The sequence below is a fragment of the Kitasatospora sp. NPDC093550 genome (assembly GCF_044764985.1).
Classification (GTDB): Bacteria; Actinomycetota; Actinomycetes; order Streptomycetales; family Streptomycetaceae; genus Kitasatospora.
On record NZ_JBIWJF010000004.1, the window covers coordinates 286,340 to 312,931 of the forward strand.

Sequence of the window (26,592 nt, forward strand, 5' to 3'; positions counted from 1 at the left end):
CCGGGGGCGGCCGGCGGGGAACGGCTGCCTGCTGTGGGCAGAATCGCCCCGGGCGAACACGCCGTCGGCGGAAGCGGGAACGCCGGACAGCGGGAAAGCCGGGGCGATCACCCCGGTTGCCGGACGGGCGGGTGACCGGACGGTCGGGTCGCCAGGCGGTCGGGGCGCCAGGCGGTGGGTCGCTAGGCGGTGGCCCGGTGGTCCGGGTCGTGGGTCTCGCCGATCAGCTCCTCCAGGACGTCCTCCAGCATGACCACGCCGAGCGTGCGCCCGTCCTGGTCCAGCACGGCGGCCAGGTGGCAGGCCGCGCGGCGCATCGCGCCGAGGGCGTCGTCCAGCGGGAGGCCGCCGCGCAGCACCGTGATCGGCCGCCACAGCCGGGCCGGGATCGGGGCGGACGGGTCCTCCACGTCGAGGATGTCCTTGAGGTGCACGTAGCCGAGGTAACCCTGGCCGGCCGGGTCGCCGTCGGTGACCGGGAAGCGCGAGAAGCCGGTGCGCAGGGCGAGCTCCTCGACGTCGGCGGCGGTCGCCTTGGTGTCCACCGTGACCAGCTGCTCGGGCTCGAGCAGCACCTCGGTGACCGGGCGGCGGCCCAGCTCCAGGGCGTCCTCCAGGCGCTCCTGGCGGTCCTCGTCCAGCAGGCCGGCGTCCCGCGAGTCGGCCAGCAGGTACATCAGCTGCTCGGTGGTGAAGACCGACTCGACCTCGTCCTTGGCGTCGACCCGGAACAGCTTCAGCACGCCGTTGGCGAGGGCGTTCAGCAGCCGGATCACCGGGGCGAGCCAGCGGGCCAGCCGGTCCAGCGGCGGGCCGAGCCAGAGCGCGGCCTTCTCCGGGCCGGCCATGGCCATGTTCTTCGGCACCATCTCGCCCATCACCATGTGCAGGAAGACCACGACGGCGAGCGAGATCCCGTACGAGAGCGGGTGCATCAGGCCGGACGGGACGCCGATCGCGTGGAACGGCCCCTCCAGCAGGGAGGCGATGGTCGGCTCGGCGAGGGCACCGAGGCCCAGCGAGCAGACGGTGATGCCGAGCTGGGCGGCGGCCAGCATCGCGGAGACGTTGGACAGCGCGTGCAGCACGGTGCGGGCACGCTTGTGCCCGGCCTCCGCGAGCGGCTCGATCTGGCTGCGGCGCACGGACACGACGGCGAACTCGGCGCCGACGAAGAAGGCGTTGCCGAGCAGCAGCAGGACCGCGACGGCCAGTTGGAGCGCGGTCATCGGACGTCCTCCCCGTCCTCGTGGAACGAGGCGGGCGCGGTGGTGCGCTCCACCCGGACCTGGCTGGTGCGGTGGCGGTCGACACCGGTCACGGTGAACCGCCAGCCGGGCAGCTCCGCCTGCTCGCCCACCGCGGGGAGCTTGCCGAGCAGATCGGCGACCAGGCCGGCCAGCGTCTCGTACGGGCCGTCGGGGGCGTTCAGGCCGATCTCCTCCAGCTGGTCGATCCGGGCGCGGCCGTCGGCCTCCCAGACCGGCAGGCCGTCGACGGGCGGCAGCGGGAGCAGTTCGGGGTGGTCCTCCGGGTCGTGCTCGTCCTGCACCTCACCGACGATCTCCTCGACGATGTCCTCGACGGTGACGACGCCGGCGGTTCCGCCGTACTCGTCGACCACGATCGCCATCGGCTGGAGCCGGCGCAGCCGGTCGAGCAGCACCTCGGCGGACAGGGTCTCGGGCACCAGCAGCGGCGGCGAGGACAGCTCGGCGACCCGCACCAGGCCGCGGCGGGCGGCCGGGACGGCGAGGGCGTCCTTGAGGGTCACGGTGCCGGTGACCTCGTCCAGGCTGTCGGAGTAGACCGGGAAGCGGGACAGTCCGGTGGCCCGGGTCAGGTTGAGGACGTCGGAGGCGGTGGCGTCGCGCTGCAGCGCGACCACGTCGACGCGCGGGGTCATCACGGACTCGGCGGTCAGCTCGCTCAGGCCCAGGGTGCGGACGAACAGCGTCGCCGACTCCTCGTCTATCGCGCCGGCCCTGGCCGAGTGCCGGGCCAGCGAGACCAGCTCGGCCGGGGTCCGGGCGTGGCCCAGCTCCTCCTGCGGCTCGACGCCGAAGGCCCGGACCGTACGGTCGGCGGCGCCGTTGAGGAAGCTGATCAGCGGACGGCAGGCGAAGGAGAAGGCCATGTGCGGAGCGGCGACCGCACGGGCCACCTGGAGCGGGCGGGAGATCGCCCAGTTCTTCGGCACCAGCTCGCCGATCACCATCTGCACGACGGTGGCCAGCACCATGCCGACGATCACGGCGACGCCGCGGGCGGCCGCGTCGGGCACGCCGAGGCCGGACATCACGGGGGCGAGCAGCGTCGACAGGGCCGGCTCGGCGAGCATGCCGACCACCAGCGAGGTGACGGTGATGCCGAGCTGGGCCCCGGAGAGCTCGAAGGAGAGGTGCCGCAGGGCCCTGGCGACCCGGCCGGACTGGGCGTCGCCCGCCTCGGCGGAACGTTCCACCGCCCCGCGCTCGACGGTCACGAAGGAGAACTCGGCGGCCACGAACAGGCCGTTGGCCAGGATCAGGAGAACGGCTGCGAACAACAGCAGCCAGGCGGTGATCACAGTGCCGCCTGCCTTCCGGGGGCCGGAAGTGAGGCGGCGCAGGTACTACCGGACGGATCGTCCATCGAGGGGGAGTGTCACTCCTCAGGTCGGTGCGGGCGGTCGCTTCGGCGGCGCTCTCGGCGCGCGCTCCGGGGCAGGGCGGCCTTTGCCCTGCTTTTACCAGCGTAGACCATACCCGGACGGGCGTCGGAGGAGTGTTCGGGGGCCCGGCGGGGACGCCGGGCCGGTGCGGCAACGCCGGGGCGGGGACGTCGGACCCGGGCGTGGTGCGTCACGCGTGGGCCTGGTGCGTCAGGCGCGGGCGTGGTGCGTCAGGCGTGGGCGTGGTGCTCGACGAGGTCGCGCAGCGTGCGGGCGGCCGCGATGGCCTGGGCCTTGCCGACCCCGGACTGGATGCCGACCGCGGCCAGCGAGGTGCCGTCGGCGAGGTCCAGGGTGGCCCACGGGTCGCCCTGGCGGAAGTTGACCCGGACGATCTCCGCCCAGGCCAGCCGGCGGCTGCGCACGAAGTTCACCACCGTCACGCCGTCCGCGTCGGCGGTCACCCGGGGGCGGGCCAGCATCAGGCCGACGCCGGCGAACGCGACACCGCTGACGACCATCATGATCCGGTCGTTGAGCTGCCAGTTCTCCGGGAGCAGCACCGCCAGCACGGCGAACAGCACCACCAGCAGGACGCAGACCGGCAGCAGCACGATGCGGGTGCGGCGCGGCGCCCAGGTGACGGGGAACTCGACGGACGGCGTGGACACGTGGGGTCTCCGGGTGGTTCTGGTGGCGGCGGCCGGTTCCGGCGGAGGAAGCGCGACGGGGCGGGGACGCCGGCCGGCGTCCCCGCCCCATTGAACCGTCCTTTACTCGCGGACGTGCGAGCAGGTCAGAGGCGGCAGGCGTGGATGTTGGTGACCAGGATCGCCCGGGCGCCGATGCCCCACAGGTCGTCCATGATCCGCTGCGCCTCCTTGCGGAGCACCATCGCGCGGACGGCGACCCAGCCCTCGGTGTGCAGCGGCGAGACGGTCGGCGACTCCAGGCCAGGGGTGAGGCCCACGGCGGCGCTGACGTTCTCCGCGCGGATGTCGTAGTCCATCAGCACGTAGCGGCGGGCCACCAGCACGCCCTGGAGACGGCGCAGGAACTGCTCCACCTGCGGGTCGTCGCCGGCGCCCTTGGGGCGGATCACCACGGCGTCCGAGATCAAGATCGGCTCGCCGAACACCTCCAGGCCGGCGTTGCGCAGGCTGGTGCCGGTCTCCACCACGTCGGCGATCACGTCGGCGACGCCCAGCTGCACCGCGGTCTCGACCGCGCCGTCCAGCTTGGTGACCGTCGCCTTCACGCCGTGGTCGGCCAGGTGCTGCTCGACCAGGCCGGTGTAGGAGGTCGCGATCCGCAGGCCCTCCAGGCCCTTGACGTCCTCGACCTCGACGCCCTCGGGGCGCGCGAAGCGGAAGGTCGACCCGGCGAAGCCGAGGGCGAGCACCTCCTCGGCGTTGGAGTGCGAGTCCAGCAGCAGGTCGCGGCCGGTGATGCCGACGTCCAGGCGGCCGGAGCCGACGTAGACGGCGATGTCGCGCGGGCGGAGGAAGAAGAACTCGACCTGGTTGTCCGGGTCGACGAGGACGAGCTCCTTGGGATCCTTCCGCTGCCGGTAGCCGGCCTCATGGAGCATCTCCGCCGCGGGACCCGAGAGAGAACCCTTGTTGGGGACGGCGATGCGCAGCATGGGAGGTTGCTTCCTTACCTGTTGGGAGCGGGGTGCTGGGGGGAGCGGCTTAGAGGTACTTGTAGACGTCGTCGAGCGTCAGCCCGCGGGCGACCATCATCACCTGAAGGTGGTAGAGGAGCTGCGAGATCTCCTCCGCCGTCTGCTCGTCCGACTGGAACTCGGCGGCCATCCAGACCTCGGCGGCCTCCTCGACGACCTTCTTGCCGATCGCATGGACGCCCTGCTGGACGAGCTGCGCGGTGCGGGAGGACGAGGGGTCGCCGGTGGCGGCCTTCTGCTGGAGCTCGGCGAAGAGCTCCTCGAATGTCTTCGAAGCCATGATGGGGCCACCTTACGGCGTGCGGGCGGACGGACGGTAAACGGTCCCGGACCGTGGACAGTCCGGTGGACGTCCACGGTCCGGGACCGCTGGGGCACTGCGGCGGCGACCGTACGGGCCGGGGGTCAGAGCGCGGCGCGCAGCACCGCGGCGGTGGCGACGGCGGCCGTGACGGCCTCGTGGCCCTTGTCCTCGGCGGAGCCCGGCAGCCCGGCGCGGTCGAGCGCCTGCTCCTCGTTGTCGCAGGTCAGCACGCCGAAGCCGACCGGGACGCCGGTGTCGACGCTGACCTGGGTCAGACCGACGGTGGCGGCCTGGCAGACGTAGTCGAAGTGCGGGGTGCCGCCGCGGATCACCACGCCGAGGGCCACCACGGCGTCGTAGCCGCGCTCGGCCAGGCGCTTGGCGGCCACCGGGAGTTCGAAGGTGCCGGGGACGCGCAGCACGGTCGGCTCGGCGATGCCCAGCTCCTTGAGCGCGCGGTGGGCGCCGTCCAGCAGGCCGTTCATCACCTGGTCGTGCCACTGGGCGGCGATGACGGCGACCTTGAGGTCGGCGGCGCCGTCGATGGTCAGCTCGGGGGCTCCGTGGCCGCTCATGTTCTTCGTCCGTTCTCTCGTGCGTTCGCTCGTACGGGTGGGGTGGGGTCAGGAGCCGAGACCGGGCAGGTCGTGGCCCATCCGGTCGCGCTTGGTCCGCAGGTAGCGCAGGTTGTGCTCGCCGGGCGCGATCTCGACCGCTTCACGCCCCTTGACCTTGAGGCCGTGCTCGGTGAGCGCGGTCAGCTTCTGCGGGTTGTTGGTGAGCAGGGTGAGCGAGCGGACGCCGAGGTCCACCAGCATCTGCGCGGCGATGCTGTAGTCCCGGGCGTCGGCGGGCAGGCCGAGGTCCAGGTTGGCGTCGACGGTGTCGCGCCCCTGCTCCTGCAGCTCGTACGCGCGCAGCTTGTGGGCCAGGCCGATCCCCCGGCCCTCGTGCCCGCGCAGGTAGAGCACCACGCCGCGGCCGGCCGCGGCGACCCGCTGCAGCGAGGCCTCCAGCTGCGGGCCGCAGTCGCAGCGCAGCGAGCCGAGGACGTCGCCGGTCAGGCATTCGGAGTGGACCCGCACCAGGACGTCCTCGCCCTCCGGCAGCCGTCCGTCCGCGTCCAGGCCCCCCGCCACCAGGGCGATGTGCTCGACGCCGTCGATGGTGCCCTGGTAGCCGACGGCGGTGAACTCGCCGTGCACGGTGGGCAGGGCCGTCACGGCGGCCCGGTCGACGTGCAGCTCGGTGCGGCGGCGGTAGGCGATCAGGTCCTCGATGGAGATGATCGCGAGGCCGTGCTCGCGGGCGAAGACCACCAGCTCGGGCAGTCGGGCCATGCTGCCGTCGTCGTTGACCACCTCGGCGATCGCGCCGGCCGGCGGCAGCCCGGCGAGCCGGGCCAGGTCGACGGCGGCCTCGGTGTGGCCGGGCCGGACCAGCACGCCGCCCTCGACGGCGCGCAGCGGGAAGACGTGCCCCGGGCGGGTGAGGTCGCCGGGCTCGGTGCCGGGCGAGGAGAGCAGCCGGACGGTGCGGGCGCGGTCGGCCGCGGAGATCCCGGTGTCGACCCCCTCGCGGGCGTCCACCGAGACGGTGTACGCGGTGCCCTTGCGGTCCTCGTTGACCTGGGTCATCGGCGGGAGCTTGAGCCGGTCCAGCTCCTCGCCGGTCATCGGGGCGCAGATCACGCCGGAGCTGTAGCGGATGGTGAAGGCCATCAGCTCGGGGGTGGCGGCGGAGGCGGCGAAGACGATGTCGCCCTCGTTCTCGCGGTCCTCGTCGTCGACCACGATCACCGCGCGGCCGAGGGCGATGTCGGCGATCGCCCGCTCGACCGGGTCGAGGACGAGCTCGGCCTCGGTGGTGCCCTTGTCGGACTGGTTCTCGGTCATGCCGTGGCTCCCTGCGGGACGGTGGCGGACGTGGCGCGCGGTTCACGGGTGCTCAGCCACCACGAGCGCAGGCCGAGCAGCACCAGGACGAAGTAGACGGAGTAGGTGAGGCCGGAGAAGGTGTAACCGCTGTTGAAGGCGAGCGGGACGCCGACGACGTCCACGGCGATCCAGGCGAACCAGAACTCCAGCCAGCCGCGTGCCTGGGCGACCATCGCGGCCAGCGTGCCGACGAAGATGTAGGCGTCCGACCAGGGGCTCCAGGAGAGGCTGGGGTAGGACGTGAACAGCAGGGCGAGCGCGACCGTGCCCGCCGCGGTGCCGGCCACCAGCGCCAGCCGCTCGGGCCAGCGGGCGAACCGTACGGCGATGGTGCCGGTGTCCCGGCGGCCACGCCGCCACTGCGCCCAGCCCCAGGCGGCGGTGGCGATCACGATCAGCTGCTTGCCGATCAGGCCGGGGACGTGGCCCCCGAGGTAGGCGGTGATCAGCACCGCTCCGGACAGCAGCTGGACCGGCCAGCTCCACACCGAGCGGCGCCAGCCGAGCGCGAGGCCGCCGAAACCGAGCAGGTTGCCGATCATGTCGGCCCACTTCACGTGTTCACCGAGGACGGTGAACGCTTCTCCGCTGAGCCAGCTCACTTGGACTCCTCCGCGGCTGCGTCGGTCGGCAGGCCCGGGAGGCCCGGGAGGCCGGGAAGGTTCGGGAGGGTGCGGGACTCCAGGAGGCGCTCCACGTACTTGGCGAGCACGTCCACCTCCAGGTTGACGCTCTCGCCGACGGTCTTGGCGCCCAGCGTGGTCAGCGCGAGGGTGGCCGGGATGAGGCTGACGGTGAAGCTGTCAGCGGCGGCCTCCACCACGGTGAGGCTGACGCCGTCGACCGTGATCGAGCCCTTCTCCACCAGGTAGCGGGAGATGGTTCCGGGCAGCGAGAACCGCAGGACCTCCCAGCGCAGTTCGCCGGCGGCGTCGCGCTCGCCGGGCTCACGGCTCAACAGCCGCCCGGTGGCGTCGACGTGGCCCTGGACGAGGTGGCCGCCGAGGCGGGCGCCGAGCGCCATGGCGCGCTCCAGGTTGACCCGGGAACCGGGCTTCAGCTCGCCCAGGCTGGAGCGGTGCAGCGTCTCGGCCATCACGTCCGCGCTGAACTCACCGGTGCCCTGGGCCAGTTCCTCCGGGCTGTCGACGACGGTCAGGCAGACGCCGTTGACCGCGATGGAGTCACCGTGACCGGCGTCCGCACAGACCACCGGGCCGCGCAGGCGGATTCGCGAGGAGTCGCCGATCTCCTCGATCGACACGACCTCGCCGAGCTCTTCGATGATGCCGGTGAACACCCGGGTTCTCCTCGCGCTTGGGGCGCGGACTCCGGGGCGGCAGGGGGAGATGACACGGACGGGCACCGGTGCGCGGGCCCGCGGCACCACCCGTCTGCGGGGTTGCCCGAGCCGCCGGGAGATCGCTCGCCCGGCCCGGGAGAGACTGCTCCCCCGGCGTTCACCTCACCGCGGTCCGGTCCGATGACGGTGGACCACGGGTACTGCTCTTCGTCCGCCCGCGCACGCCTCCCATCCGGACTTTAACCGTCGGTCCAGGAATTTCACCTGGTCAACCGGCCGCTGGCTGCGGACGGGTCGCGGACTGTAACCGCCGGTTCGGATTTTCACCGACCCCGGAGTGCGCTGAACGTCACTGCTGATGCCGTCATTCTGCCACGGTCGACGCAAGCGCAGGGAGTGGCATCCGCTGTGGTCTGTTTCACGGACTTGCGGGGAATGCGCGGCGGGGTGGTACGCGGTGGCGGAGGCCGACGGCCGGGGAGAGGCTGGTAGGTGGGGTCCTGCCGGCGACGCGGCGAAGCGACGGAGGCGAGCGCGATGGCGAAGTTCATGGACGTCCACCACGGGATGGCCGGGATCACGGTCGAGCAGCTCAAGGAGGCCCACGCGGCGGACCTGGCGGTCCAGGGCGAGGAGGGCGTCCAGTTCGAGCGCGCCTGGGCGGACCCGGAGTCGGGCACGGTGTACTGCCTCTCCGACGCACCGTCCAAGGAAGCGGTGCAGCGGGTCCACAGCCGGACCGGGCACCCGGCGGACGAGATCCACCCGGTGCCGCTGTCGGTGTGAGGCCGCTCGGCCGGTATGGGGCTGCGGTGTGTGCTCCCGCTGTGAGGGCCGCGGTGCTCAGAGCGTGGCGGGTGCGCCGATCTGCAGGAAGTGGGTGACCTCCGGAGGGTGGGCCAGGTAGCGCAGCTCGCCCTCCGCCCACACCGGCCTGATCCGCCACATCGGCCCGGCGTACCCGCGCAGGGCCTCCTCGTCGCGCCAGCGGCTCACCACCAGCACCCGGTGCCCGTTCTCGTCCGACACCGAGCGCAGCAGCTCACCGCCGAGGCAGCCGTCCGTCCGCCCCAGCTCGGGGAGCACCTGGGCGGTGAGGTGGGCACAGAATTCCTCGATGCGACCGGCCAGCACCTGCCCGGCCCAGATTCTGACGATCACGACCACCACCTCCGGACGGCTGGAGCCCCTGGCCCCATTATGAGCGGAAAACCGCTGGTGGCGAGGGGTCCGGCCGGTCTTCTGCCGGGGGCCCGGGGTGGTCGGCCGACGGGGGCGCCGAGGGGCCTCGGCTAGATTCCCGGTATGACCACCACACCGGAAGCTGTCGTTCCGTCAAGCACCAGTCCGGCCCGGCCGAACAGCCTGTTCGAGGCGCTCGGCGCCGGAGCCCTCAGCGATCCCGACCAGCTGCGCGAGGTCTACGAGCAGCCCGGCGACCATGCGCGCCGCAAGCAGGTCGACCGCCTGCACGAGGTCGCGCAGCGGCTGATCGCGTGCTCCTCGCTGGTCTTCGTGGCCAGCTCCGACGCCGCCGGCCGCTGCGACGTCTCCCCGCGCGGCGGGCCGGCCGGGCTGGTCTCGGTGCTGGACGAGTACACCCTGGCCATACCGGACGCCACCGGCAACAAGCGGCTGGACACCCTCCACAACATCCTGGAGAACGGCCGGGTCGGGCTGCTCTTCGTCGTCCCGGGCCGGGACACCACGCTGCGGGTCAACGGCCGGGCCTGCGTCTCCACCGACCCGGAGCTGCTGCGGCAGCTGACCGCCGTCGGCAAGCCGCCGCGCAGCGCGATCGTGGTCGAGGTGGAGGAGGTGTACGCGCACTGCCCGAAGGCCCTGCTGCGCTCCTCGGCGTGGAAGCCGGAGAACTGGCTCGCCAAGGACGAGCAGCCGACCTCGGCGGAGGTCACGCTCTCGCACCTGCGGGACGAGTCGCTGACCATCGAGATGATCGAGCAGAACGAGCGGGAGTCCTTGCTGTACCGGTACGAGTGAGCCGTACCGGTACGTGCCGCCGGAGTCCTCGTGGTCCTCGAAGGTGCCCGACATCCGGGCCACCTCCTCGTGGGGCGCGCGGTGCGCGCCGGCGGGGCGGGGCGCTCGGTGCGCCCGCCGGTCGGCCCCCCCGCGGCACCGTGCGCCCGGCGGCGGGGTGGCCGCACCCGGTCGGCGGCCGGTCGGGTGAAGCGGGCCCCGGGGCGGTTTGCCGGGGTGCCGCGGCGGACGGCGGTGGCTTGAATGGACGGATGGACTGCGTCTTCTGTGCGGTGGTGGCGGGCGAGGAGCCCGCGCACCGGGTGCTGGACGACGAGGTGGCGGTGGCCTTCCTGGACCGCAGGCCGCTCTTCCCCGGACACGTCCTGGTCGTGCCCCGCACCCACCACCGCACCCTCGGGGACCTCCCGGCCGAGCAGGTGGGGCCGTTCTTCCTGCGGGTGCAGCGGGTGGCCGCGGCCGTCGAGCACGGACTGGGCGCGGCGGGCAGCTTCGTGGCGGCCAACAACCGGATCAGCCAGTCGGTGCCGCACCTGCACGTCCACGTGGTGCCGCGCAATCCGAAGGACGGGCTGCGCGGGTTCTTCTGGCCCCGGGGGAAGTACCCGGACGAGGCGGGGGCGGCGGAGGTCGCGGCCAGGCTGCGGGCAGCGCTGGCGGGGTGATCCCGGTTCCGTGTAGGGGCGGTCGCGCCGCAGGGGGTCCGCGGGTCGGGACCGTACCGTGCGGGGCGCAGCCGGGCGTACGCCTGGAGGAGCATCGGGAGCGGGCGGAATCGTTTCCGAGGCGGACGGATCGGGCCGGTCGGCGCGCCTAGGCTCGCTGCCATGAACGAACTCGCGCGCGTCGTGCAGCAGACGGCCGACCAGCTGGCGGGCCGGCACGTCGGGGCGGTGGTCGCCGGGCTGGCCGGAGGCGACACGGAGATCCGCGGTGTCGGGAGGACGCGCGCGGGCGGCGGCCCGCCCGGGCCTGACACCGTGTTCGAAATCGGTTCCGTCACCAAGGTGTTCACCTCCCTCGTGCTCGCCAGGCTGGCGCTCGACGGCACGGTGCGGCTGGACGAGCCGCTCGCCGGGGTGCTCGCCGGGGCGCCGGGCGGCGGTCCGGCCGTCGTCCCGAGCAGGGGCGGGCAGCCGATCACGCTGCGGCACCTGGCCACCCACACCGCGGGGCTCCCCCGGCTGCCCCGCGGGATGGTCGCGAAGGCGCTGGTCAAGCCCAACGACCCGGACCCGTACGCCCATTGCACCGCCGAGCACGTGCTGGGCGGGCTCGCCCGGACGCGGCTGCGGGCCGCGCCCGGGCGCAGCTTCCGCTACTCCAACCTCGGAGCGGGGCTGCTCGGCCTGGCCCTCGCGCACCGGGCCGGCACGGGGTACGAGGAGTTGGTGGCGCGCGAGGTCTGCGGCCCGCTGGGACTCGCGGACACTCTCGTGCGGCCCGGGGCGGGACAGGCCGAGCGGCTCGCGCAGGGGCACACGGCGGGCGGACGGCCGGTGCCGTACTGGGACCTGGCGGACCTGCCGGGCATGGGCGGGCTCCGGTCGACCGCCGCCGACCTCGTGATATTCCTGCGGGCCCAGCTGGCCGCCGGCCGCGCGCCGGACGCACCGCTGGCGCCCGCGATCACCCTCACCCGGGAGACCAGGCACCGGGTCAATCCGTTCGCCTGGATGCACCTGGGCTGGCTCGGCCACCGGCTGCACACCCAGCAGGGCGGCCACCTGCAGATCTGGCACAACGGGGGCACGGGCGGGTTCCGGTCCTTCGTGGCCTTCGACCCGGACAAGCAGGTGGGGGTGGTGGTGCTGGCCAACACCCGCCGCTCGGCCGACCCGGCGGGCACGGCGCTGCTGCGGACGCTGCAGCGGGACTTCGCTTCGGCGGGGTGACGGCGGGGCCTCGCGACGGCCGGGGGCGGGGAGGCAGGGCGGGAGGACGGGACGGGGCGCGGGGGTGGGAGGCGCGGGACGGGGCGCGAGGGCGGGGGCGCGGGGCGGGGGCGCGGGTGCTCGCCCCGGCCAGAGGGCCGCAGCCCTGCCCATCGGCACCCCCGGTCGCGGTGGGCCTCGGGCGGGGGGTGATGATGGCGGGGTCGTTTCGGGCCAAAAGGTGCCGATCGACACTGTTGCCGGGTGCGGCCGACGGTCGATGCTGGGAATCCGGCAGCTGCTGTTCCGACGAGGGATCGCCGAGTGAAAGGGGGCCGACGTGGCGGTGGTGTGGTCGCCGACGCGGGCCCGGCCGGCCGGTCCGGCCGGCCAAGTCGGCCAGACGGGCCGGACGGGCCAGGGCTGCCAGGCCGGCCCTGCCGAGCGGCTCGGGCCGGTGGTACGGGTGCACCGGCGGTTCCGGCCGGTGCCCCGGTGGGTGCTGGCGTGGGTGGACGCCTGCGCGGCCGTCGTCGCCCTGGCGGCCTGCCTGGCGCTCGGCCAGTGGTGGCCCGCACCCGTGGTGGGCGCCGTCGCGGTGGTGGCGGCCAGCGGGTTCGGGTGGCTGCGCGGGCCGGCCTCCGGGCCGAGGGCCGTACGGGTCCACCAGGGCGGGCTGGTGCTGGTCGGGGCGGACGGCGGCGAGTGCCTGCTGCCGTGGGCCTCGGTGGAGGCCACCGCGTACTCCCCCGGCGGGCGGTGCGGAGCGTCCGAGCAGGGGCGAATATGGCTGGCCGGCGTGGACGAGCCGGTGGTGCTGGCGCAGCTGCGCGGGCTGGGCGGGCTGTTCCGGGAGCTGGAGGAGCGTCTCTCCCCCGGGTTCCGGGCCGCCCTCCACCAGGCGCTGCGCGCCGAGGGCAGCGTCCGGTTCGCCCGCGGCCGGCTGACGGTGACGGCCGGCGGGCTGGTGCACCGGCCCGCGCACCCGCTCGCGGCGACGGAGGCCTACCGGTGGGCGGAGGTGGTGTCGGCCCGTCCGTCCGGCCTCGGGGAGCTGGAGATCCGGACGCGCTCGGCCGGCCTGCCGCTCACCCTCCCGGTGCCCAACGCCCGCGCCGCGGCGGACTTCCTGGAGGAGCTCCGGGCCGCGGCCCGGGCCTCCTGACGGAAAGGTCCGGCGGGGCGCCGGTGGTCACGGTGCACGCGCCCGTCCTGGCCGCCCGGCAGCCGGATCGACGACCGCCGGGCGCCCGCTGCCACGGTGAGCGGCCTCCCGGGGCCGCGTGCGAAGATGGCAGGGCTGGTGGGAACGATCTCCGGACGGTTCTGGGACGGTTCTCTGGCCATGGTGAACCACGACGAACAGCGCGAGGGGGAGCCGCAGCAGGACGCCCTGCTGATGGTGCCGATCGCGACGGCGCTGATCGCGGCCGACGGGCGGATCCTGCACTGGAGCAGTGACGCGGAGGCACTGCTCGGTCACCCGGTGGAAGAGGCGGTCGGAGCGAAGGCGGCCAAGCTGCTGGCCAGCGACCAGCAGCGCCCCGAGGTGCTGCAGCTGTTCCAGCGGATCCTCGCGGGCCGGTCCTGGACGGGCGTGTTCCCGGTGCGCCACCGCGACGGGCACCTGGTGAACCTGGAGTTCCGCACCCACCCGATCCGTGGGCCCGGCGGTGAACCGCTGGTGCTGGCCGTGGCCTCCGAGGTGACCACGCTGCGCCGGATCCAGGCGGACCTGGCCGTCCTGGACGGGTTCTTCACCCAGTCACCGGTCGGCATGGCGGTGTACGACACCGAGCTGCGCTTCGTCCGGCTGAACGAGGCGTTGGCCCGGGTCAACGGCCTGACCGCCGACCAGCACCTGGGCCACCGGCTCACCGAGGTGCTGCCCGGGATCAACGGCGCCGAGGCCGAGGCGGTGATGCGCCGGGTGCTGGAGAGCGGCGAGCCGGTGGTGGACACCCGCTCGCACGGCCGCACCCCGAGCGACCCGCAGCACGACCACGCCTGGTCCGCCTCGTACTTCCGGCTGGAGGACCCGGGCGGGCGGGTGCTCGGGGTGAGTTCGACCGTCATCGACATCACCGAGCGGTTCCGGGCCGACGCCCGGGCGGCCCGCGCCCAGGAACGGCTCTCCCTGCTGGTCGACGCGACCGCCTCCATCGGCACCACGCTCGACCTGCGGCAGACCGCCCGGGAACTGGCCGACGCGATGGTGCCCCGGGTCGCCGACATCAGCGGGGTGTTCGCGCTGGAGGCCCTGGTGGCCGGCCGGAACGTCGAGCCGCCCGCGCCGGACGAAGCACAACTGGTGCGCCGCCTGGCGCTGGTCACCGCCGACCCGCTCTACCCGTCCGAAGCGCTGCCGGTGGACGCCGTGTACGAGCTGCCGCCGGACTCCCCGTACGCCCGCGCGCTGAGCACCGGGCGGACGGTGGTCACCCCGTCCTGGGAGCTGCCGATGCTGAGCGAGGGGCTCAACGAGAGCCGCCGCCAGGCCTACCTCGGCGACCGGCCGCGTTCGGTGCGGATCACCCCGCTGGTGGCGCGCGGCACCACGCTCGGCATGGTGGTGTACTCGCGGCGCGGCGAGCGCGAGTCCTTCGCCGAGGCCGACATCACGCTGGGCGACGAGCTGGCCTCGCGCGCCGCCGTCGCCATCGACAACGCCCGGCTGTACCTGCGCCAGCACCAGACGGTGCTGGCCCGCCAGCAGGCTCTGCGCGAGGCCAAGGCGGCGCAGGAGCGCCTGGCCCTGGTCAACGTGGCCTCCACCAGGATCGGCACCACGCTCGATCTCGCCCAGACCGCCCAGGAGTTGGCCGAGGTGGCGACACCCAGACTGGCCGACACGGTGGTGGTGGAGGTGCTGGAGGAGCTGGTCCGCGGCGAGCGCGAGGTACGGGCGCCGGCCGACGGCTCGGCCCTGCTGCGCCGGATGGCCTTCCACTCGGTGCACGGCTCGACCATGGAGCCGATCGCCCGCACCGGCAACGTGCACCGCTTCCAGCCGGGTTCGCCGTACGCGTGGAGCCTGGCGCACCGCAAACCGGTGCTGGTGCCGCGGATGGACGAGCAGGGCATGTCCTGGTTCGCCGACGACCCGGTGCGCACCGCCGCCGTCCGGGCGCAGAACGTGCGCTCGTTCATGGTGGTCCCGCTGATCGCGCGCGGCACCCCGGTCGGCGTCGCGGGCTTCTACCGGACGCTCGTCGAGCGCCCGTACGAGGACGAGGACGTCGCGCTGGCCGGGGAGTTGGCGGTGCGGGCCGCCGTCTCGATCGACAACGCGCTGCTGTTCACCCGGGAGCGCGACGCGGCCGCCGCCCGGCAGCGGGCGCTGGACGAGGCCTGGGCCGCCCAGCAGCGGCTGTCGCTGCTGAACGAGGCCAGCAACCGGATCGGCACCACGCTCGATCTGCACCGCACCGCCCAGGAGTTGGTGGACGTGGTGCTCCCCCGCTTCGCCGACTTCGTCACCGTGGACCTGCGCGACGCCGTGCTCAGTGGCGAGGAGCCCGGGCCCGTCCCGCCCGAGGGCCGGGTGCTGATGCGGGCGGTGGCGGTCGGTGACACCGCCTCGGACGACAGCCTGACCAACGCCGCCGACCAGGTCGGCGAGACCGCGCAGTCCGCCCAGCTGTACGCGCAGAGCCTGCGCACCCGGCGCTCCATCCTGGTGTCGCACGTGACCGAGGAGGAGCTGCGCCGGATCGTCGCCTCCCCCGACCGGGTGCAGCCGGGGCTGGAGGCCGGGGTGCACTCCTACCTGATGGTGCCGCTGGTGGCGCGCGGACACGTGCTGGGCGGCGCGGAGTTCGTCCGCACCCGCAACCCGCTGCCGTTCGGCCCGGCGGACCGCTCGCTCGCCGAGGAGCTGGCCGCCCGCACCGCGCTCGCGATCGACAACGGGCGGCTCTACCGCCGCGAGCGGGACACCGCGCTGATGCTGCAGCGCAGCCTGCTGCCGCAGGAGGTGCACCGCACCCTCGGCCTGGAGATCGCCTACCGCTACCTGCCCAGCAGCGTGGTCAGCGAGGTCGGCGGCGACTGGTTCGACGTGGTCCCGCTGTCCTCGGGGAGGGTCGCCCTGATCGTAGGCGACGTGATGGGCCACGGCATCCGGGCCGCAGCCACGATGGGACAACTCCGGACGGCGGCCCGCACGTTGATCACCCTGGACCTGGACCCGGCGCGGGTGCTGTACCGGCTGGACGAGGCCACCACCGCCGTCGGCGAGGGCCAGTTCGCCACCTGCGTCTGCGTGGTGTACGACCCGGTGGACCGCCGCTGCACCGCGGCCAGCGCCGGACACCTGCCGCCCGTGGTCGCCGACACCGAGGGGCGGGCGCACCTGGTGGAGCTGCCGACCGGCGCCCCGCTCGGCGTCGGCGGAGTCCCGTTCGAGAGCACCGAGTTCACCCTCCCCGAGGAGGGCATCCTGACCCTCTACACCGACGGGCTGGTCGAGCGCCGGGGCCGCGACCTGGACGAGGGACTGCACCTGCTGTGCCGCACGATCGCCGACCGGCACCAGTCGCTGGAGCAGACCTGCGACGCCGTCCTGGCCCGCCTCACCGGCCGCACCAGCGAGGACGACATCGCCGTCATCATGGCGCAGGTCCGCCCGCACGGCGCCGACCGGATCGCCACCCTGCCGCTCACCGGCGACCACGCGATGGTCGCCCACTCGCGTCGCTTCACCCGCGAGACGCTGGGCTCCTGGGGGCTCGGCGCGCTGGCCGACTGGGCCGAACTGCTCACCAGCGAGCTGATCACCAACGCCCTGGTGCACGCCGGGTCCCCGACCCAGCTACGGCTGTTCTGCAACCGGGTGCTCACCGTCGAGGTCGCCGACCAGGAGGCCCAGGCGCCCCGGATCCGCCGTGCCAGGACCGAGGACGAGGGCGGCCGGGGCATCCACCTGGTCAACGAGCTCGCGCACCGCTGGGGCAGCCGGCGGACCGCGGACGGCAAGGTGGTCTGGTTCGAGCTGGAGCTGCCGCCGGGGGCCTCCCCGCCTGTGTGAACAACCCGTGGTTGTCGGTCCGCCGGCCCGGTTGTTGGCCCGGCGGCCCGCCCCGGCGGTTACCTGGTGCCACGGCGGGACAGCCCCGACCGGACGGACCAGAGGAGCCCCACCATGCCGCAGCCCGACGCCCGCACCGTGGTCACCGACTACGTCAACCTCCTCGCGGCGGGCGAACGCGACGCCGCGATCGCCCTGTTCGCGGAGGACGCCACCTGGACCTACCCCGGCACGCTCGCCCTCTCCCGCACCTGGCGCGGCAAGCAGGAGATCTTCGGCGACTTCCTCGGCCAGGTCGGCACCCTGTTCGCCGCCGACGGCCTGCCCGCCATCACCCTCACCCACGTGCTCGCCGACGGCCCCCAGGCGGTCGCCGAGTGGACCACCGTCGGCACGGCCGCCAACGGCCGACCGTACGAGAACCACTGCCTGGGCGTCTTCACCGTCGAGAACGGGCTCATCACCGCCGTCCGGGAGTACCTCGACACCGACCACGTCGCCCGCACCCTGCTGGCCTGAGCACCGGCCGGGGTCGGCGCTCAGTCCGGCAGCAGGAGGTTGACGTCGCCGAACTCGTGCCAGAGGTAACGGTGTTCGACGGCGGCACGGTAGCAGGAGGTGAGCAGCGGGCGGCCGGCGACGGCGGCGAGCATCAGCAGGTGGGAGGCGCGGGGCTCGTGCCAGCCGGTGAGCAGGCCGTCGACGGCACGAACGCCGCGCCCGGGGGTGATCACCAACTCCGTCCAGCCGTCGGCCTCCTGGAGGGTGCCGTCCGGCGCGGCGGCGGACTCCAGGGCGCGGACCACGGTGGTGCCGACGGCGATCACCCGGCCGCCGCCGGCCCGGACGTGCCCGGCCAGCCGGGCGGTGGCGGCGGGGACGTGGAAGCGTTCGGCGTACGGGGCCTCGTGCGCCTCCGGGGAGGCCACCCCGGTGTGCAGGGTGACCGGGGCGACGAGCACGCCCCGGCCGGCCAGCCGGGCCAGTACATCGGCGCTGAACGGCCGGGCGGCACTGGGCATTTCACTGCTGCCGGGAACGGTCGCGAAGACCGTCTGGTAGGCCTCGACGGGCCACTCGCGGTCCACGTAGCCGTACCGGATCGCCCGGCCGTGCCGCTCAAGGTAGGGCAACAGCGCCGTGGGCAGGTCGAGTTCGGCGTACCAGAGGCGGGCGGTGAAGGCCCGGGTCAGCACCGCCGTGCCGTCGGCGGGCAGGGCGACCGGCAGGCCCGGGCGGGCCGGGGACTCCTGCGGCGGGTAGTACGCCGCCGCCTGTCCGGGCACCACCCGGCGCAGCTCGATCAGGTGGGTGCCGTGCCGGTCGGGCTGGGCGGAGGAGAGGTGCAGTGCGACGGGTGTGCCGTCGGGCAGCCGACCGGGCAGCGCGGCGGGGAGGGTGGCCGAGTTGTTGACCACCAGCAGGTCCCCCGGGCGCAGCACCCCGGGCAGGTCGGTGAAACGGTGGTGCGCGACCTCGCCGGTGGCGCGCCGGCCGACCAGCATCCGGACCCCGTCGCGGGCGGTGCCGCGCGCCTCCGCCGGTGCGCGGGCGGAGAGTTCGGCCGGCACGGTGAGGTCGAGGCCGAGGTCGGTCGGTGTGGTCATCGCCCGCCCCGCTCGGCGGCGGGGGTGGTGGGGACCGGGGCGGGCAGGTCCTCGGCCCGGTAGCGGCCGGACGGGGCGCGGAGGCCGTCACCGTCGCCGTCACTGTCACCGTCGCCGTGGTGGCCGCGGAGCAGGCCGAGCAGGACCGGCGCGACGTCCTCCGGCAGCGGCTCGCCGGAGATGTCCTCACCCGGGCTGGCCTCCTGGAGCATCCGGGTGCGCATGCTGCCCGGGTCGACCGCCCAGACCCGCAACTCGGGTTCCTCCCGGGCGAGTACGGCGGTGGCCAGGTCGAGCGCGGCCTTGCTGGCGCCGTAGCCGCCCCAGCCGACGTAGGCCTCGACGGCGGCGTCGGAGCTGATGTTGAGGATCGCGCCGGCGTGGCCGCGCAGCTGGGGCAGGACGAGCTGGGTCAGGGCGATCGGGGCGAGCGCGTTGACCTCGAAGGTCTCCAGCAGGTCCGGCAGCGGGTAGTCGGCCAGCCGGGGCAGCGGCTCGGCTCCGGGGGCGGGCGCGCCGTTGAGCGTGCCGGCGTTGTTGACCAGCAGGCTCGCGCCGCCGAGCTGCGCGGCGGCCTCGGCCAGGCGGGCGCGGTGGTCGTCGTCGACGATGCTCCCGGGCAGCGCGACGACCTTGGTGACGGCGGCCAGGTCCGCCTCGGCGGCGGCGAGTTCGGCCGCGCCCCGGGCGGTGATCACCAGCTGCCAGCCGTCGGCGGCGAGGGCGTGGGCCAGGGCCAGACCGAGGCCCCGGGAGGCGCCGGTGACCAGGGCCACGGGAGCGGTGTACGGCTGGTCGGCGTTCGGCGCGGCGGACTGCGGTGCGGCCTGGGGTGCGGCGGTGCGCTGTGCTGCGTTCATGCCGCAACCATCGCGCCGCCGGGGCGGGCGGCGGATCGGTCGCCGGGACCGGGACCGGGTGGGACGTTCGCTCTAGGTCCGAGGGCCGTCCTAGGACCCGGCTGGGACCTGGCCGGGATCCGGCTGGGACCCGGCGCGGGCGTCCTCCGGGCGGCCCTCGGACCAGGCCTGCGGGTCGGTCCAGGCGGCCAGCGTGCGGCGGCTCTCGAAGCGGCGTTCGCGGCCGGTCAGCGGGTCGGTGAACTCGACCGTCGAGGCGAGCAGTTGCAGCGGGCGGCGGAAGTCGTCCGGGGCCGGCTCGGGCAGCACGACCGGGTACACCGGGTCGCCGAGGATCGGCAGTCCGAGGCCGCTCATGTGCAGCCGCAGCTGGTGGGTGCGTCCGCTCAGCGGGCGCAGCCGGTAGCGGCCGAGACCGTCGCGGCGCTCCAGCAGGTCGATCCGGCTCTCGCTGTTCGGCGGCGCGTCGATCTCCTGGGCGGCGATCACCCCGCGCTCCTTGACGATGTGGCTGCGCACGGTGCGCGGCAGGTCCAGCTCGGGGTCGTACACGGCGACCGCCTGGTACTCCTTGCGCACCAGGCGGTCGCGGAACAGCGTCTGGTAGGCGCCGCGGTCCTCCGGGCGGACGACGAACATGGCCAGGCCCGCGGTGAGCCGGTCCAGGCGGTGCGCGGGGCTGAGCGCGGGCAGGTCGAGGGTGTGCCGCAGCCGGGAGAGCGCGGTCTCCGTGACGTGCTTGCCGCGCGGGGTGGTGGCGAGGAAGTGCGGCTTGTCGACGACCACCAGGTGCTCGTCGCGGTGCAGCACGACCAGCTCGAACGGGACCGGCACCTCCGCCGGGAGGTCGCGGTGGAACCACAGGTGGGCGCCGGGGCGGAACGGTTCGTCCGGGGCGAGCGGGCCGTGCTCGCCGACGATCTCGCCGTCGCGCAGCGCCGCGTCGATCCGCTCGGCCGGGACGGCGGGCAGCCGGTCGACCAGGTGGTCCCGCACGGTCGGCCAGGGGCCCTCCGGCGGCAGCCGGAGGTGCACCGGGGCCACGCCGTGGCGCTGCGGGAGGGGGGAGGTCGGGCGGCGGCTCTTGCGTCTCATCTCCCGCCCCAGCGTAGTGCGCGCCGGCCCCGGGCCGGACGCCGGGACGGCGGGCCCCGCCGGCGGCCGCGAGGGCGGCTCCGGCCGCGGGCCGGAACCCGCCGGGGCGGGCGCCCGGGACCCGGCCGAGGTGCTGACCGGGGGCAGTGCGGGGAGAGTGGACCGGTGGCCCTCGCTCAGCCGGGGGCCGCCGACCGTCCGGCGGCACCCCGTCCCGGGCCCGGTCGGACCCAGCCGACGCACCACTGGAGGACGCGTGACCGCCCACGGCCCGGACGGGGTGCCACCGCTGCACCTGCCCCGACGGACCCGGACCCTGCTGTACGGCTCGCTCCTGCTGCTGGTCGCCGCCGTGGTGGCCGCCCTGGCCCTCGGCCCCGGGACCACCCTGTCGCCGCTGCTCGCGGTGGCCCCCGTCCTCGCCGGGGCGACCACCCGGCAGGCCCGGGTGCCGCTGCTGGTCGGCGCGGCGGCGCTGCTCGCGGTCGGGCTGCTGGAGTCGACCAACGCGCAGCTGCCGCTCTCCGTCCGGATCAGCGTGCCGGTCACCGTGCTGGCCTCGACCCTGGCCAGCGCGGCGAGCGTGGTCCTGGTGGCCGCCCGCGAACGGGAACTGTTCCAGGTCCGGACGGTGGCCGAGGCGGCGCAGCGCGCCCTGCTGCGGCCGCCGCCCGAGCGGATCGGGCCGCTGCGGGTGGCGGTGCGCTACGTCGCGGCGGCGGCCGAGGCCCGGATCGGCGGGGACCTCTACGCCGTGATGGAGACCCGGTTCGGGGTGCGGATCCTGCTGGCGGACGTCCAGGGGCACGGGCTCCCGGCGGTGGAGACGGCGGCCGACGTCCTCGGGGTGTTCCGCGAGGCGGCGCGGACCGAGCCCGATCCCGGGCGGCTGGCCGAGCGACTGGACGCGGCGCTCACCGCCCGGCCGGACGCGGACCGCTTCGCCACCGCCGTCCTGCTGGACGTCGCGCCGGACCGGGGGCCGGTGAAGGTCGTGAACTGCGGCCACCCGCCGCCGCTGCTGCGCCGGGCGGGCCGGGTGAGCGAGCTGGAGCCGCCGTTCCCGGCGCCGCCGCTGGGGCTGCGGGGGCTCACCGGCGACGAGTACCGGGCGCGGTGCTTCGACCCGGAACCCGGCGATCTGCTGCTCCTGCACACCGACGGCGTCTCGGAGGCCCGGGACGGCGAGGGCCGGTTCTACCCGCTGGCGGAGCGGCTGCCCGCCCTGCACGGCGGGAGCCCGGCGGACCTGCTGGACGCGCTGCTGGCGGACACCGACGGCTGGGTCGGGGACGCCGGGTTGGCGGACGACGCGGCGGTGCTGGCGGTGCGCTGGGAGCCGTGACGGGCCCGGCCCGCGGGGCTGCGGCGGCTGTCGGGCGGGGGCTCCGATGCGGACTCGGGCGGCTCGGGCGGCTCGGGCTCGATTGTCAGTGCCGTGTGCCAGGCTCGGTGCACGGTGGACGGGGAGCCCACCGCCGGACCACGACCGGGACACGACCGGGCACGACCGACGCGTGCCCGGCGACCGACGATCGACGAGGGGACAGCGCCATGGGGTTCAAGGCCGAGGGATCGTTCGAGCTGGCGGCGTTCGAGCCGGTGGAGACGGAGGAGCGGGAGGGCGCGGCCTTCGGGCGGATCCGGATCGCCAAGACCTTCACCGGCGCGCTCAGCGGGACCAGCGAGGTGCGGATGCTCTCCGTCGGCGGCCCGTCCGGCGCCCCGGCCTCGTACGTCGCGGTGGAGCACGTCACGGGTGAACTGGACGGCCGGAAGGGCTCGTTCGTGCTGCAGCACGCGGCCTGGGACACCACCGGTACGACGATACGCGTGGTGCCGGGCACGGGGGCGGGCGAGCTGGCCGGGATCACCGGGGAGTTCCACCTGACCGTGGACGAGTCCGGCGCCCACACCTTCGTCCTGGAGTACGAGCTGGGCTGACGGCCGGCGCCTGCGCACATCACCGAGCGCCACCCCGCCTCGCCGCGCCCGCCCCACCTCGCCGCGCGCCGCACCCGCCGCGGGCTCGGTAGCACTGTCACGATGATGCGATCAGTGCACGATCGACATCGGAGGGTGGCGCATGCCCGGCACAGCGGTGGATCGTACGACGACGGCGGTCCCGGCCCCGATCACGGTCGAGGAGGTGGTCGTCCGGCTGCGGGAGATCGGGGCGGGGCTGCCCCCGGCCGACGGGGTGGCGGTCTTCAACCGGCTCTACCTCGACGTCACCGAGGCGGTCCGCGACCGGCTCGGCGTCGGGTACTTCGCCGACCCACGGGCCATGGCCGAGCTGGACGTGGTGTTCGCCGGGCGGTACCTGCGGGCCGTCGCCGCCGATGCGGCCGGGCAGGAGCCGCCCGCCTGCTGGCGGCCGCTGTTCGCGCTGCGCGCCCACCCGGGCGTGCACCCGCTGCAGTTCGCCCTGGCCGGGATGAACGCCCACATCCAGCACGACCTGCCGCTGGCCGTCGTGGACACCTGCCGCCGCCGGGGCTGCGAGCCCGCCGACGTCGAGCGGGACTACCACCGGGTCAACGGGCTGCTGGCCGGGGTGGAGCGGGCCGTCCGGGAGCGGTTGATGCCCGGGCCCGACCTGCTGGAGCACGCCGAGCCGCTCACCCACCTGGTCGGCGCCTGGTCGGTCGGCGCCGCCCGCGAGGAGGCGTGGAGCGCCGTCGGGGCGCTCTGGGAGCTGCGGCACCTGCCGAACGCCGCCCGGGCCTTCGCCGCCGTACTGGACGGTTCGGTCGGCCTGCTCGGCCGCGCGCTGCTGCTCCCGCTCGAACCGGCCGGAACGCTCCAACCGGTCGGACCGCTCGGCGAGCCTGACGACGGGCCGAGCGGCGAACCGTGCGACGGTGCGGGCGGCAGCCCGGGCCCCGGTACGGCGCCGGCCGGCCGGCTCCCCGAGGCGAGGAACCGGCCGGCCGGTGGATCCGCCGGGACGCCCGACGGGGCGGGCAGGGACGATCAGGCCCAGCTGGAGTGCAGCGGCTTGCCCTCGGCGTAGCCGGCCGCGCTCTGGATGCCCACGATCGCCTTCTCGTGGAACTCCTCCAGGCTGCTGGCACCCGCGTAGGTGCAGGAGCTGCGCACGCCCGCGATGATCGAGTCGATCAGGTCCTCGACGCCCGGGCGGGCCGGGTCGAGGAACATCCGGGAGTGCGAGATGCCCTCCTCGAACAGCGCCTTGCGGGCCCGGTCGTAGGTGGAGTCCTGGGCGGTGCGGTTGCTGACGGCACGGGCGGAGGCCATGCCGAAGCTCTCCTTGTACTGGCGGCCGTCGGCGGCGGTCTGCAGGTCGCCCGGGGACTCGTAGGTCCCGGCGAACCAGGAGCCGATCATGACGTTGGAGGCGCCGGCGGCCAGCGCCATCGCCACGTCGCGCGGGTGCCGCACGCCGCCGTCGGCCCACACGTGCTTGCCGAGCCGGCGCGCCTCGGCGGCGCACTCCAGGACGGCGGAGAACTGCGGCCGGCCGACGCCGGTCATCATCCGGGTGGTGCACATGGCGCCCGGGCCGACACCGACCTTGAGGATGTCGGCGCCCGCCTCGACCAGGTCGCGGACACCGGCGGCGGAGACCACGTTGCCGGCCACGATCGGGATCTGCGGGTCCAGGCCGCGCACCGCGCGCAGCGCGCTGATCATGGACTCCTGGTGGCCGTGCGCGGTGTCCACCACGAGCACGTCGGCGCCGGCCTCGATCAGGGCCTTGGCCTTGCCCGCGACGTCGCCGTTGATGCCGACCGTGGCGGCGATCCGCAGCTTGCCGTTCGCGTCCACGGCGGGGGTGTACAGGGTGGCGCGCAGCGCGGCCTTGCGGGTGAGGATGCCGACCAGGCGGCCCTCGCCGTCGACCACCGGGGCGAGCTTGCGGTGCGCGCCGGCCAGCTTGTCGAAGGCGTCGCGGGGCTCGACGTCCTCGTCCAGCAGCAGCAGGTCGCGGGACATGATGTCGGCGAGGCTGGTGAAGCGGTCCACGCCCTGGCAGTCGGAGTCGCTGACCACGCCGACCGGCCTGCCGTCCTCCACGACCACGAGGGCGCCGTGCGCGCGCTTGGGCAGCAGCGAGAGCGCCTCGGCGACGGTGGCGCCCGGGGCGAGGGTGATCGGGGTGTCGAAGACCAGGTGGCGCCGCTTGACCCAGGAGATGACCTCGGCGATGACCTCGGTGGGGATGTCCTGCGGGATGGCGACCAGGCCGCCGCGGCGGGCGACGGTCTCGGCCATCCGGCGGCCGGCGATGGCGGTCATGTTGGCCACGACCAGCGGGATGGTGGTGCCGGTGCCGTCGTTCGAGGAGAGGTCCACGCCCTGCCGGGAGCCCACGGCGGAACGGCTGGGGACCATGAAGACGTCGTCGTACGTGAGGTCGTACGAGGGCTTGAGGTCGTTCAGGAAGCGCATGAAGGGGGGCTCTCTGGCTGGGAGAAATTACACCTCGGGTGCGGTGCGGCGATGCCGCCGGGGCGCACTCGGGCGCCCGGCACCCAACGTTCGATTCTCCGTGAGGACGGGGGCAAAAGCCAGTTCGGGGAGCATTGCTGGGGCTGTGCACAAACGGTGATCAAAACTCCGCGCGTAGACATGGAGGATCATCCAAAGGACCTCTCTGACGTCCGCTTTTCGCCCCGGTAGGGACCACTCCCGTAGCATTCACGCGGTAATCGGCGTGGCGAACGGAAGCGGCAGCAGGCGTGGGCATCGGGCAGACGGACATCCGGCAGGAGCAGGTCGACGGCGGCGAGGAGGAGATCGACTACGGTCCCGGCCTCGACCCCGAGCGGCTGAAGCTCTGTCTGGACGTGCTCGCCGAGCTCGACGGGCTGCACGTCGACCACCCGGACGCGATCACCGTCCGGCAGGCCGTCGGCGGCATATTCCGCACGCTCAAGCAGCGCCGCCGCCAGGAGACCCGGGCCCGCAAGACCGCCAACGACCGCGCGGTCACCGCCCGCACCGCCACCGGCGCGCCCACCCGGATCGACGACGAGACGGCCGGCGCCTTCGGCCTGACCACCGTCACCACCACCGAGATCGCCGGGATCCTGGAGCGCCCGCGCTCCTGCTACACCTGCAAGCAGCGGTACGTCGAGGTCGACGCCTTCTACCACAACCTCTGCCAGGACTGCGCCGTCAAGAACCGCGCCCGCCGGGACGCCCGCGCCGACCTCACCGGCAAGCGCGCGCTGCTCACCGGCGGCCGGGCCAAGATCGGGATGTACATCGCGCTGATGCTGCTGCGCGACGGCGCCCACACCACCATCACCACCCGCTTCCCCAACGACGCGATCCGCCGCTTCAAGGCGATGCCGGACAGCGCCGAGTGGATCCACCGCCTCAAGATCATCGGCATCGACCTGCGCGACCCGGCCCAGGTCATGGCCCTCGCCGACGAGGTCGCCGCCGACGGCCCGCTGGACATCCTGATCAACAACGCCGCGCAGACCGTGCGCCGGCCGGCCGAGTCCTACCGCGAGCTGGTCAACGCCGAGTCCGCCCCGCTGCCGGCCGGCGAACTGCCGCAGGCCACCACCATCGGCCGCTTCGGCAGCGGCAGCGTCGACCTCCCCGCCCTCCCCCACCAGGCGACGGGCGGCGAGGAGCAGCGGCTGGCCGCCGAGGACGTCACCTCGCTCGCCCTGGTCACCGGCTCCGCCACGCCCGCCCGGATCGCGGCCGGCACCGCGATCGACGCCGGCGGCCTGGTGCCCGACCTCGCCGACACCAACAGCTGGGTGCAGACCGTCTCGGAGGTCGGCCCGATGGAGCTGCTGGAGGTGCAGCTCTGCAACTCCACCGCGCCGTTCATCCTGATCAGCCGGCTGCGCCCGGCGATGGCCGCCTCCTCCTCCCGCCGCAAGTACGTGGTCAACGTCTCCGCGATGGAGGGCGTGTTCTCCCGCGGCTACAAGGGCGCCGGCCACCCGCACACCAACATGGCCAAGGCCGCGCTCAACATGCTCACCCGCACCAGCGCGCAGGAGATGTTCCAGACCGACGGCATCCTGATGACCGCCGTCGACACCGGCTGGATCACCGACGAGCGGCCGCACCCGGACAAGATGCGCCTGGCCGACGAGGGCTTCCACGCCCCGCTCGACCTGGTCGACGGCGCGGCCCGGGTGTACGACCCGATCGTGCGCGGCGAGCGGGGCGAGGACCTGTACGGCTGCTTCCTCAAGGACTACGAGCGCGCCAACTGGTGAGCTCCGTGAAGGAGATGACGGCGA

The 26,592-nt window shown here is 74.3% G+C and carries 25 protein-coding genes and 1 riboswitch; of the genes, 11 read left to right on the plus strand and 14 right to left on the minus strand.

The window, feature by feature from the left end:
- Positions 1–182: 182 nt before the first annotated feature.
- From ACIRD3_RS08500 to ACIRD3_RS08540, 9 genes are all read right to left on the minus strand, one after another.
- Positions 183–1,229, minus strand: a complete 1,047-nt coding sequence (locus ACIRD3_RS08500; RefSeq protein ID WP_402213249.1) for a hemolysin family protein — start codon at positions 1,227–1,229, stop codon at positions 183–185.
- Entirely contained in the window at positions 1,226–2,569 is a 1,344-nt protein-coding gene (locus tag ACIRD3_RS08505) for a hemolysin family protein (protein WP_402213251.1), read from the minus strand. The genes ACIRD3_RS08500 and ACIRD3_RS08505 overlap by 4 nt, the downstream gene beginning before the upstream one ends.
- A gap of 314 nt (positions 2,570–2,883) precedes the next feature.
- Complete coding sequence (locus tag ACIRD3_RS08510) at positions 2,884–3,324, minus strand: PH domain-containing protein (protein WP_402213253.1); 441 nt, start codon at positions 3,322–3,324, stop codon at positions 2,884–2,886.
- A 125-nt stretch (positions 3,325–3,449) separates the two neighbouring features.
- Complete coding sequence (hisG, locus tag ACIRD3_RS08515) at positions 3,450–4,298, minus strand: ATP phosphoribosyltransferase (RefSeq protein WP_402213255.1); 849 nt, start codon at positions 4,296–4,298, stop codon at positions 3,450–3,452.
- A gap of 49 nt (positions 4,299–4,347) precedes the next feature.
- Positions 4,348–4,620: a phosphoribosyl-ATP diphosphatase gene (locus ACIRD3_RS08520; RefSeq protein ID WP_218200151.1), complete on the minus strand. Its 273-nt coding sequence runs from the start codon at positions 4,618–4,620 to the stop codon at positions 4,348–4,350.
- 125 nt (positions 4,621–4,745) lie between these two features.
- Complete coding sequence (gene ribH / locus ACIRD3_RS08525; RefSeq protein ID WP_391550144.1) at positions 4,746–5,219, minus strand: 6,7-dimethyl-8-ribityllumazine synthase; 474 nt, start codon at positions 5,217–5,219, stop codon at positions 4,746–4,748.
- A gap of 48 nt (positions 5,220–5,267) precedes the next feature.
- A complete protein-coding gene (locus ACIRD3_RS08530; protein WP_402213257.1) occupies positions 5,268–6,539 on the minus strand; it encodes a bifunctional 3,4-dihydroxy-2-butanone-4-phosphate synthase/GTP cyclohydrolase II in 1,272 nt (423 codons plus the stop codon).
- The gene (locus tag ACIRD3_RS08535; RefSeq protein WP_402213259.1) at positions 6,536–7,183 is read right to left on the minus strand and encodes a nicotinamide riboside transporter PnuC; all 648 of its coding nucleotides are present in this window, start codon (positions 7,181–7,183) and stop codon (positions 6,536–6,538) included. Before ACIRD3_RS08535 ends, ACIRD3_RS08530 begins: the two co-directional genes overlap by 4 nt.
- Positions 7,180–7,881 (minus strand): riboflavin synthase, encoded by a 702-nt coding sequence (locus ACIRD3_RS08540; protein WP_402213261.1) that lies wholly within the window; start codon positions 7,879–7,881, stop codon positions 7,180–7,182. The genes ACIRD3_RS08535 and ACIRD3_RS08540 overlap by 4 nt, the downstream gene beginning before the upstream one ends.
- Positions 7,882–8,100: 219 nt before the next feature.
- Positions 8,101–8,228, minus strand: a riboswitch (FMN riboswitch).
- Positions 8,229–8,421: 193 nt separating this feature from the next.
- Here ACIRD3_RS08540 and ACIRD3_RS08545 point away from each other — a divergent pair.
- Complete coding sequence (locus ACIRD3_RS08545) at positions 8,422–8,670, plus strand: SCO4226 family nickel-binding protein (RefSeq protein ID WP_402213263.1); 249 nt, start codon at positions 8,422–8,424, stop codon at positions 8,668–8,670.
- Between the two features lie 57 nt (positions 8,671–8,727).
- Here the strand turns inward: ACIRD3_RS08545 and ACIRD3_RS08550 are convergent, their stop codons facing one another.
- A complete protein-coding gene (locus ACIRD3_RS08550) occupies positions 8,728–9,045 on the minus strand; it encodes an antibiotic biosynthesis monooxygenase family protein (RefSeq protein WP_402213265.1) in 318 nt (105 codons plus the stop codon).
- Between the two features lie 144 nt (positions 9,046–9,189).
- Between ACIRD3_RS08550 and ACIRD3_RS08555 the strand changes: the two genes are divergently transcribed.
- The 6 genes from ACIRD3_RS08555 (at position 9,190) to ACIRD3_RS08580 (ending at position 17,307) form a co-directional block, all read left to right on the plus strand.
- Positions 9,190–9,885 (plus strand): MSMEG_1061 family FMN-dependent PPOX-type flavoprotein, encoded by a 696-nt coding sequence (locus tag ACIRD3_RS08555; RefSeq protein ID WP_402213267.1) that lies wholly within the window; start codon positions 9,190–9,192, stop codon positions 9,883–9,885.
- 251 nt (positions 9,886–10,136) lie between these two features.
- Positions 10,137–10,550: an HIT family protein gene (locus ACIRD3_RS08560; protein ID WP_402213269.1), complete on the plus strand. Its 414-nt coding sequence runs from the start codon at positions 10,137–10,139 to the stop codon at positions 10,548–10,550.
- 162 nt (positions 10,551–10,712) lie between these two features.
- Entirely contained in the window at positions 10,713–11,780 is a 1,068-nt protein-coding gene (locus ACIRD3_RS08565; RefSeq protein WP_402213271.1) for a serine hydrolase domain-containing protein, read from the plus strand.
- A 319-nt stretch (positions 11,781–12,099) separates the two neighbouring features.
- The gene (locus ACIRD3_RS08570) at positions 12,100–12,924 is read left to right on the plus strand and encodes a hypothetical protein (protein ID WP_402213273.1); all 825 of its coding nucleotides are present in this window, start codon (positions 12,100–12,102) and stop codon (positions 12,922–12,924) included.
- 138 nt (positions 12,925–13,062) lie between these two features.
- Positions 13,063–16,788: a SpoIIE family protein phosphatase gene (locus tag ACIRD3_RS08575; protein WP_402213275.1), complete on the plus strand. Its 3,726-nt coding sequence runs from the start codon at positions 13,063–13,065 to the stop codon at positions 16,786–16,788.
- Between the two features lie 114 nt (positions 16,789–16,902).
- A complete protein-coding gene (locus ACIRD3_RS08580) occupies positions 16,903–17,307 on the plus strand; it encodes a nuclear transport factor 2 family protein (protein ID WP_402213277.1) in 405 nt (134 codons plus the stop codon).
- Between the two features lie 20 nt (positions 17,308–17,327).
- Here ACIRD3_RS08580 and ACIRD3_RS08585 read toward each other — a convergent pair whose 3' ends face one another.
- From ACIRD3_RS08585 to ACIRD3_RS08595, 3 genes are all read right to left on the minus strand, one after another.
- On the minus strand, positions 17,328–18,395 hold the full coding sequence (locus ACIRD3_RS08585) for an S-adenosylmethionine:tRNA ribosyltransferase-isomerase (RefSeq protein ID WP_402213279.1): 1,068 nt from the start codon (positions 18,393–18,395) through the stop codon (positions 17,328–17,330).
- Positions 18,392–19,255, minus strand: coding sequence for an SDR family oxidoreductase (locus ACIRD3_RS08590; protein ID WP_402213281.1), 864 nt, complete (start codon positions 19,253–19,255; stop codon positions 18,392–18,394). The genes ACIRD3_RS08585 and ACIRD3_RS08590 overlap by 4 nt, the downstream gene beginning before the upstream one ends.
- Before the next feature lie 90 nt (positions 19,256–19,345).
- Entirely contained in the window at positions 19,346–20,350 is a 1,005-nt protein-coding gene (locus ACIRD3_RS08595) for a pseudouridine synthase (RefSeq protein WP_402213283.1), read from the minus strand.
- 256 nt (positions 20,351–20,606) lie between these two features.
- On the opposite strand from ACIRD3_RS08595, the gene ACIRD3_RS08600 reads away from it, so the two are divergent.
- From ACIRD3_RS08600 to ACIRD3_RS08610, 3 genes are all read left to right on the plus strand, one after another.
- Entirely contained in the window at positions 20,607–21,695 is a 1,089-nt protein-coding gene (locus tag ACIRD3_RS08600) for a PP2C family protein-serine/threonine phosphatase (protein ID WP_402213285.1), read from the plus strand.
- A gap of 209 nt (positions 21,696–21,904) precedes the next feature.
- On the plus strand, positions 21,905–22,294 hold the full coding sequence (locus ACIRD3_RS08605; RefSeq protein WP_402213287.1) for a DUF3224 domain-containing protein: 390 nt from the start codon (positions 21,905–21,907) through the stop codon (positions 22,292–22,294).
- A 142-nt stretch (positions 22,295–22,436) separates the two neighbouring features.
- On the plus strand, positions 22,437–23,366 hold the full coding sequence (locus tag ACIRD3_RS08610) for a DUF5995 family protein (protein WP_402213289.1): 930 nt from the start codon (positions 22,437–22,439) through the stop codon (positions 23,364–23,366).
- On the opposite strand, the gene ACIRD3_RS08615 is transcribed toward ACIRD3_RS08610, so the two are convergent.
- Positions 23,327–24,766, minus strand: a complete 1,440-nt coding sequence (locus ACIRD3_RS08615; RefSeq protein ID WP_402213291.1) for a GuaB1 family IMP dehydrogenase-related protein — start codon at positions 24,764–24,766, stop codon at positions 23,327–23,329. The two genes, ACIRD3_RS08610 and ACIRD3_RS08615, sit on opposite strands and share 40 nt — an antisense overlap.
- Before the next feature lie 311 nt (positions 24,767–25,077).
- Here ACIRD3_RS08615 and ACIRD3_RS08620 point away from each other — a divergent pair, with 311 nt between their 5' ends.
- A complete protein-coding gene (locus ACIRD3_RS08620) occupies positions 25,078–26,568 on the plus strand; it encodes an SDR family NAD(P)-dependent oxidoreductase (protein WP_402213486.1) in 1,491 nt (496 codons plus the stop codon).
- The last annotated feature ends 24 nt before the right edge of the window (positions 26,569–26,592 follow it).